The organism is uncultured Mucilaginibacter sp., assembly GCF_903913935.1.
Lineage (GTDB): Bacteria > Bacteroidota > Bacteroidia > Sphingobacteriales > Sphingobacteriaceae > Mucilaginibacter.
In genome coordinates this window covers 1-4,093 of record NZ_CAIWNH010000059.1, presented here as the reverse complement: position 1 = coordinate 4,093, position 4,093 = coordinate 1, and the positions used below count along the sequence as shown (strand labels likewise).

The following is a 4,093-nucleotide window of genomic DNA, read 5'->3' as shown; positions in this document are numbered from 1 at the left end:
GAAAACAAAAACATAAGATTGTCAGAACTTGCTTCTCAGATTGATCAGGTTGTAAATAATACCTTTAAACATCTCCAGTTTTGGGTGATTGCTGATGTTACTAACCACAATCATAAAGCCGGTACAACCAATCATTACTTCGAGCTCGTAGAAAAAGAACCCAATACAAATAATATTTTAGCAAAGTTTTCAGCAACAGCCTGGGGCGATGGAGCACGCGAACTGGCCCTATTTGAAACCCGTACCGGGCAGCGATTTACAAATAATATTCAGGTATTAATCAGGGTTAAAGTAACCTTCCATGCCACCTATGGGCTTAAATTAGAGGTAACTGATATAGACCCAAACTTCACATTAGGAGTCATCGAACAGCAACGCCAGCAAACGCTGGAGCGGCTCTGTAGGGAGTATCCGCAATACATCCAAAAAAGGGGTGACGAATACTGGACAAAAAATAAAAATTTACCTCTTGCATTGGTCATACAGCGGATAGCTGTTGTTTGCGCTACAGGTTCAGCGGGCTGGCAGGATTTTCAACACACCCTTGAAAATAACCCTTATGGATACAGATTTGAAATTATACCTTTTTTTACACAGGTGCAGGGTGAAGCAAACGCGGTAGCAATGCAGGATAAACTGATTGCAATTTATCAATCAACCACCGCCTTTGATGTAGTCGTCATAATAAGAGGAGGTGGGGCACAAACGGATTTTTTAATATTTGATCATTACCTGGTTGGCCGCGCAATAGCTCGTTTTCCAATTCCGGTAATCACTGGCATTGGGCATCAAAAAAACATCACCATAGCTGATCTAATGGCCCATACATCGGTTAAAACACCTACAAAATCGGCTGAGTTTATCATAAACAATAACCGCGCATTTGAAGAAAAGCTGCTAACAATACAGAAGAACCTATTGATTAAGGTGCAACAAAACTTATCATCAAAAAACAGCCAACTTGCCGGGATAAAATCAAAAATTACAAACGCCGGATATCTGATGCTCTCGGCTGAAAAAAACCTTTTAAATGAAATAAGACAGGTTATCATTGGCAAAGGAAGGTCTATTCCATACCATCATAGGATTGCGCTGGCTAATTTTACAGGAACACTTCTCAGCAAACCAAAGATATTAGTGGCCGCAAAGAAAAAGGAACTGGAAAACAGATTCGATAATATCATTTATTTTCAAAAGGCCTTTTTAACCAATACAAGAGGATACTTGAATCACTCTATAACATATTTTAAAGCTGTATCTCCGGAAAATACATTGAAAAGAGGATTTGCGATTGTAAAACTAAATAACCGTATCATTACTGACCCTGAAAGCCTGAAAAATGGAGACAATTTTACAGTTATTATGAAGGAAACAGAGTTGACAGCACTTTTACAAAACAAAAAAGCATTATGACCGATCCAAATATGTCCTATGAGGCAGCGTTCAAAGAATTAAGGGAAATAGAAGCTGACATTCAAAACGAAGCTGTATCAGTAGATGTTTTGGCTGAAAAGGTAAAACGCGCATCAGAGCTTATTGCATTATGCCAATCAAAGTTGCAGAAAACCGAATTTGAAGTAAATAAGATCATTAGCCAGATGGAACAAAAGCCAACCAATGGGCCAAATAACTAACATGGATTTTAAAATGTTTTACAACTGTTTTACAACATTGATGTAAAACAAAAAGCACTTACTGCTTTTATCGCCGTAAGTGCTTGATTGTTAGTCGTGGGAGTTACTGGGTTCGAACCAGTGACCCTCTGCTTGTAAGGCAGATGCTCTGAATTTTTGCAATCCTATCTCATGTCAAATAAATAGCCTATATTGCACAAAAACGCACTTTTACTTTGTCCAGCGTTTCATAAAAACACATAAGTTTGTTCATATAAACGAAAATGTTTTACAACTGTTTTACATTATGGTAACTTTTAAAGGCGTAATACTCCCCCACCACAAAAAAGAAGACGGCACCTGGCCTGTAAAAATCCGGGTTACACATCTTCGTAAATTGAAGTATTTGACCACTGATATGTTTGTGAAAAAGGAAGATCTGAATGTCAAAAAAACAAAGATCACCAACAAAACCAAACTTATCAAAATAGAAACAAAACTGCAGGAGTACCGCCTTTTAGCTGAAGATTTACCCGACACATCAGCCTTAACAGTGACCCAGGTGGTTGACCTCCTAAAAAAGGCAATTGATAAAAACGTAAAAGTTGAAGTGGACTTTGCTGATTTTATAAAAAAAACCATTGAGAAACGACACAAAAAGACAAAAGCAGAAGACGATAAAACTGCAATTGGCTACCAAACTGTATTAAACAGTTTACAGGATTTTTTTAAATCTGACCAGATTTCCATTAATAAAATTAACTATAAATCTTTGCCGGAGTATGAAGAGTACCTAAAAACCGAAAGGGTTATAACCCGGATAAATCAATTTGGAAAGCCCCAAACAAGGACTTTAAAGCCGATGGCCAATGGCATCAATAACTACATGCGTATTATCCGTTCCCTATTTAATGATGCTATGGAAGAGTATAATGATGAAGACAATAATGAAATCCTTATCAATCACTATCCTTTTAAGAAATTTAAAATCACCAAACCACAAACGCCACCCAGAAAAAACATCCCGATAAATGAAATCAGACTTCTAAGAGATTTCAAACCAACCACACGCGCCGAAAGGCCTATTTTAGGGAGGGATGTGTATATGTTATCTTTTTACCTGGTTGGGATAAACCTAATTGACTTATTCAAGGCAAAAGACCTAAAAAATGGGCAGTTAAGCTACAATAGAAGCAAAACAGCAAGCCGGAGAGATGATAAGGCATTCATATCCTTAAAAGTTGAACCGGAAGCCCAGGCAATCATTGATAAATACACCGATACCAGTAAAAAGCGAATTTTTAACTTTTACAGCCGGTATAAAACAATCAATAATTTCACAAAAGCAGTAAATATTGGCTTAAAGCAAGCATCAACCGAGCTTGAACTAAAGAAAAATATCACCTCAGGGTCAGCGCGTGCAAGCTGGGCCACTATAGCTTTCACCGATTGTAAAGTTACAAAAGATGAGGTTGATTTGGCTTTAAATCACATGGACCCCCGGCATAAACTTGCTAATATTTATATTGAAAAGGATTTTTCGATGATTGATGAATCAAACCGCAAGGTATTGAATACCTTGCGGGATTGATTATGCTGCCTGTTTAAAATAAACCATTAATTCGGTTGATTTTACCAGCATACTAAGTTCAATTCTGTCAAGCTGGACTTTGGAATTTTTATCACCGGTTTTATGCGCGGTAATACTTCCTTCCTTTATCCATTTATCAACAGATCTCCTGCCATACTGTTTGTATGCAGAACTAAGAGTTAAATAAGGGTTTAACAGCCCTGCTTCGATAATAGTCTTAGTACAAGCTATTTCAACCGCCGTTCTTATGATACCCATAAGATTTGTGTGTGTTATTGTTAACTCCATACAAATACCCCCACAATTGCGAAGACGATCAAATGTAGAGTATTAATCCATAATAACTATTGGTTATTAAAATTGTAGTGCCAATTTCTTGAAGACAACCCGGATGCGTTAATAGATATGGACAATGCAGTCTGACTTATAAATCCTGGCATCTTAAATAATAAGACAACTTATTGATGTTTTAAGATGACACCGGAGATCGCCATGACTATTATGACAATAGAGAAAATAGTAAGAATGGCAGATTAAGACGAGGTTACCACGTCGCTATCAGGGTTGATAATATCAAGTTCGCCAGTAAATGTTAGTGCAGGAATTGTGATAGTTCCAGTGGCGTTTGTACCAAAACTAGCAGTAATAGTGCTAAGAAATGCTCTCACATATGGAAACATTATAGCAGGGGAATTAACATTCATAAATATTTTTCGATACTCTTCGCTTGCATCCTCGCCAATTGTAAATGCACCAACCGCGTTAGTTTCAATAACAAACGATCCTTCGGCAGATACATTTACACTCATAATAATTTCAAAAGAGTCTTTAGATTCTTTATGCAAAAAAATAGAAGGAGTTACATCCAATACGATCTCCTCATTATCAT

General features: G+C 37.1%; 5 protein-coding genes. 3 read left to right on the top strand and 2 right to left on the bottom strand.

Annotated features, from left to right (window positions below; genetic code table 11):
* The 3 genes from xseA to QZY09_RS02540 form a co-directional block, all read left to right on the top strand.
* A partial coding sequence (gene xseA, locus QZY09_RS02550) for an exodeoxyribonuclease VII large subunit (protein WP_295667715.1) occupies nt 1-1,413 on the top strand: 1,413 nt, incomplete at its 5' end.
* Nucleotides 1,410-1,634: an exodeoxyribonuclease VII small subunit gene (gene xseB / locus QZY09_RS02545; RefSeq protein ID WP_295667713.1), complete on the top strand. Its 225-nt coding sequence runs from the start codon at nt 1,410-1,412 to the stop codon at nt 1,632-1,634. The genes xseA and xseB, both read left to right, overlap by 4 nt.
* Nucleotides 1,635-1,920: 286 nt before the next feature.
* On the top strand, nt 1,921-3,204 hold the full coding sequence (locus QZY09_RS02540; protein WP_295667711.1) for a site-specific integrase: 1,284 nt from the start codon (nt 1,921-1,923) through the stop codon (nt 3,202-3,204).
* Here the strand turns inward: QZY09_RS02540 and QZY09_RS02535 are convergent, their stop codons facing one another.
* Nucleotides 3,205-3,462 (bottom strand): hypothetical protein, encoded by a 258-nt coding sequence (locus QZY09_RS02535; protein ID WP_295667709.1) that lies wholly within the window; start codon nt 3,460-3,462, stop codon nt 3,205-3,207.
* 275 nt (nt 3,463-3,737) lie between these two features.
* The coding region (locus tag QZY09_RS02530) for a protein-export chaperone SecB (RefSeq protein WP_295667707.1) at nt 3,738-4,093 on the bottom strand (356 nt) is incomplete at its 5' end.